This is a genomic window from Pseudomonas edaphica (genome assembly GCF_005863185.1).
Classification (GTDB): domain Bacteria; phylum Pseudomonadota; class Gammaproteobacteria; order Pseudomonadales; family Pseudomonadaceae; genus Aquipseudomonas; species Aquipseudomonas edaphica.
In genome coordinates this window covers 1-3,657 of sequence record NZ_VBVZ01000606.1, presented here as the reverse complement: position 1 = coordinate 3,657, position 3,657 = coordinate 1, and the positions used below count along the sequence as shown (strand labels likewise).

4 protein-coding genes are annotated in these 3,657 nt (G+C 61.9%); all 4 read right to left on the bottom strand.

Features of this window, described 5'->3' with window-relative positions; translation table 11 throughout:
- Window positions 1-427 (bottom strand): ATP-binding cassette domain-containing protein (locus FEM54_RS27475; protein ID WP_138453742.1); only part of this gene is annotated, 427 nt, incomplete at its 3' end.
- Between the two features lie 2 nt (window positions 428-429).
- Complete coding sequence (locus FEM54_RS27470; protein WP_138453741.1) at window positions 430-1,266, bottom strand: ABC transporter permease; 837 nt, start codon at window positions 1,264-1,266, stop codon at window positions 430-432.
- Window positions 1,263-2,216 (bottom strand): ABC transporter permease, encoded by a 954-nt coding sequence (locus tag FEM54_RS27465; protein ID WP_138453740.1) that lies wholly within the window; start codon window positions 2,214-2,216, stop codon window positions 1,263-1,265. The genes FEM54_RS27470 and FEM54_RS27465 overlap by 4 nt, the downstream gene beginning before the upstream one ends.
- Window positions 2,217-2,279: 63 nt before the next feature.
- Window positions 2,280-3,657: ABC transporter substrate-binding protein (locus FEM54_RS27460; RefSeq protein WP_138453739.1), on the bottom strand; the 1,378-nt coding region annotated here is incomplete at its 5' end.

Below are 3,657 nucleotides of genomic sequence, written 5' to 3'. Positions count from 1 at the left end.
GGGTGGATTCCAGCAGTGCGAGCATGCGTTCGCGGCGTTCGCGCTGGGGCATTTGCGGCGCATGGATATCGAAGATTTCTTCGACTTGCTTGCCGATCCGGATCGCCGGGTTCAACGCTGCCATGGGCTCCTGGAAAATCATTGCGATGCGGTTGCCGCGCAGCTGGCGCAGGCGGGTTTCGTCGAGGGTGCAAATATCATCGCCAAGAAAGTCGATCACCCCACCGGCGTGGCGCAAGCCTTTGGCGTAGTCGCCCATAATCGCCGCCGACAGCACCGATTTGCCGGAGCCGGATTCGCCGATCACACAGAGGATTTCGCCCTTGCGTACCTCCAGGCTGATGCCGTGCACCGCATGGCTGCGGTCTGCGCCGACAGGCAGTTCAATCGAGAGGTTTTGCACGCGCAATACAGGTTGTGGGTTCATGCTCAATTCCTTGCGCCTTGCTGGGCGTTTTCATCCAGGCCGTCCGCCAGCAGGCTCAAGCCCAGCATCAGGGTGGAGATGGCAATGCACGGGAAGATCACCAGGTGCGGGAAGGCGATGGCCATGGCGCGGCCGTCGTTGATCATGCCGCCCCAGTCGGGTGTGGGCGGCGGCAGGCCGAGGCCGAGAAAACCCAGGGCGCCAATCATGATCGCGGTGTAACCGATGCGCAGGCAAAAATCCACGATCAACGGGCCACCGCAGTTGGGCAAAATCTCCACCAGCATGATGCGCAGCGAGCCTTCGCCCTGGGTGATTGCACTGAGCACGTAGTCGCGCGAGCGAATATCGATGGTCAGCGCACGCATGATGCGAAAGATCGCTGGCGCACTGGTAAACGTCACCGCAATCAGGATGTTCAGCGCCGAGGCGCCGAGGGCAATGATGATCACGATGTACAACACCAGCACCGGGAACGACAGCACGGTGTCGGCCACATACGACAGCAGCGCATCGACCCAGCCGTTGAAGTAACCGGCACACAGGCCCATGGCGATACCGACGGCGAACGCCGTGAGCGTGGCCAGGATCGACCAGAACAGCACCGTGCGGGTGCCCCAGATCAGCCGCGAGAGGATGTCGCGACCGATCATGTCAGTGCCCAGCAGGAAGCTCTGGCCGTTGTCGCCGGTGGTCATTGGCGTGAGCAATGGGGTGAAGCTTTCCAGTGGGTCATGGGGCGCGAGCCAAGGCGCGAACACTGCGATGAACACCCAGCCGCCGACCAGCAACAGGCCGAGCAAGGCCAAGGGATGTTTAAACGCTTGCAGACGATTCATTGGGCCGCTCCCCCAAGACTGCGCAGGGTGATGCGCGGGTTGAGCCAGGTGTAGGCCAGATCCGAGAAGATCTTGGTAACCCCCACCACCACGGCGCTGACCATCGCGCAGGCTTCGATCAGGTACACGTCATGGTTCAGCGACGCGGTGTAGAGCAGCGAGCCGAAGCCCTTGTAGGCGAAGAACACCTCGACCACGATCACGTTGGACAGCAGCCACGGGATGTAGAGCATGATCACCGTGATCGGCGCGATCAGTACGTTACGCAGGGCATGGCGTACCACGATGCGCGCGGTGGAGGCGCCTTTGAGCCGCGCGGTGCGGATGTAGGGCGACTGCATCACTTCGACCATCGACGCCCGGGTGATCCGTGCCAGGTAGCCGACGCCGAACAGGCACAGCACCATCAACGGCAACACCAGTTGCACGGCGCTGAAACCATCGCTCATGCTGCTCACGCCTGGCAGCCAGTTGAGCCAGAACACAAAGATCGCCGAGACGAACACCGCGCTGGCAAAGTCGGGGATCGACGTGGTGACGATCGACAGGAACGACACCAGCCGGTCCAGCAGCGAACCCTGGCGAATGCCGGCGAGAATGCCTAAGGTCAACGCCACGGGCACCATCACCAGCAGGGCCAGGCCGGCCAGGGTGAGGGTTTGCGCCAGGTTGGGCAGCAGCAGTTTGATCACCGATTCGCGAAAATACACCGAGGTGCCCCAGTCGCCGCTGACAAAGTCCTTGAGCCACAACAGATAACGCCACACGAAGGGTTGGTTGTAGCCATGTTCCACCAGCCACGCCGCACGCTGGTCTGCGGCGGAGTAGGGGCCGAGGACGTTGATGGCGACGTCCTCGATGTTAAGTTCCAGGGCCAGGAACACGATCAAGGACACTGACAGCAAGGTCGCCAGCAGCGCCAGTAGTTTGCGCAATAGAAAATGAGCCATGGGTGCATGCTCCGACGAAGGTTGGAATGCCTGCCCATGTGGGCAGGAAACGCGCGCCTTGACTCAGGCGCTCAGCCACACGTTCCCCATGGGGTAAAAGTCGGAAGGATGCACCTCAAAGCCCTGCACTTTTTTGCTCACGGCGGTGAACTTGTCGCCCCAGAACGGCTGCACGATCACGCAGGCGTCCTGCAAAATCTGCGCGACGCTTTGCATCGCCACCGCGCGTTGCTTGGGGTCGATGATGCCCATGGCCTTGTCCAGCGCGGCGTCGAACGCCGGGTCGCTGTAGTGGCTTTCGTTCCAGGCGCCGCCGCCACGATAGGCCAGCTCCAGGGACATCACGCCCAGTGGGCGATGGGCCCAGTAGGTGAGACTGAACGCGGCTTTGTCCCAGATTGGCCAGTATTGAGCGGCAGGTATCACCTTGAGGTTGAGGCGAATCCCGGCTTCCAGGCAGTTCTGTTGCAGGATCTGCGCGCAGTCCTGCTCATAACGGCCCTGGGTGTTGCCGACGATCAAGTCGATGTCCAGACCGTTGGGGAAACCGGCGTCGGCCAGCAGCTTTTTTGCCGCCGCCACGTCACGCTCGCGTTTGGGCAACGGGAAATATTCGGGGTGAGAGGGGGCCACATGGTGGTCTTCGCCCAAGGTGCCCATGCCGCGATAGGCGATCTTGAGCATCTGCGCGTTATCAGCGCACAGCACCACGGCTTTGCGGATGCGCAGGTCGGTGAAGGGCTTCTGGTCGCAGGCCATGCGCATCACCACGGTTTGCGCGGATTTGCAGGTCAGCAACTGCGCGCCCGGCAGGCGCTTGGCCAGGTCCAGCTCGGCCACCGTCACCCGGTACAGCACGTCGACTTGCCCGGCTTGCAGTGCGGCAAGGTGGGTAGACACGTCGGTGCCCATGTCGATGTAACGCAGCTCGTCGAGGTTGGCGGGTTTGCCCCAATAATCGGCGCGCTTGGCGAAGGTCGCCTGCTTGTTCACTGCGAACGCCACCAGCTTGAACGGCCCGGTGGCCAGCGGGTTCTTGGACCAGTCGTCGCCGGCCTTGAAGCTGCGGTGCACGATGGCGCACGTGAAGGCGTTGAGCATTTCCGGAATCGCCAGGATCGGCCGTTTCAGTTGCAGGCGGAACTGGTAGTCGCTGACTTTTTCGAAGGCCTTGATGTCCTGGAACGCGGTGCGGTTGACCGACTTGGAGTCGGCAGCGATCCAGCGTTCGATGTTGTGCTGCACGTCGTCGACGTTGAAGCTGTCACCGTTGCTCCATTTCACGTCCTGGCGCAGGTTGAAGGTCCAGGTGGTGAGGTCGTCGGACGGGCTCCAGCTTTCTGCCAGGTACGGGTGGGTGATGTTGTCGGCGTCGACCCAGGTCAGGTACTCCAGCGAATTGCGCAACAGGTTCGAGGCTTCGATCCAGGTGATCAGCATC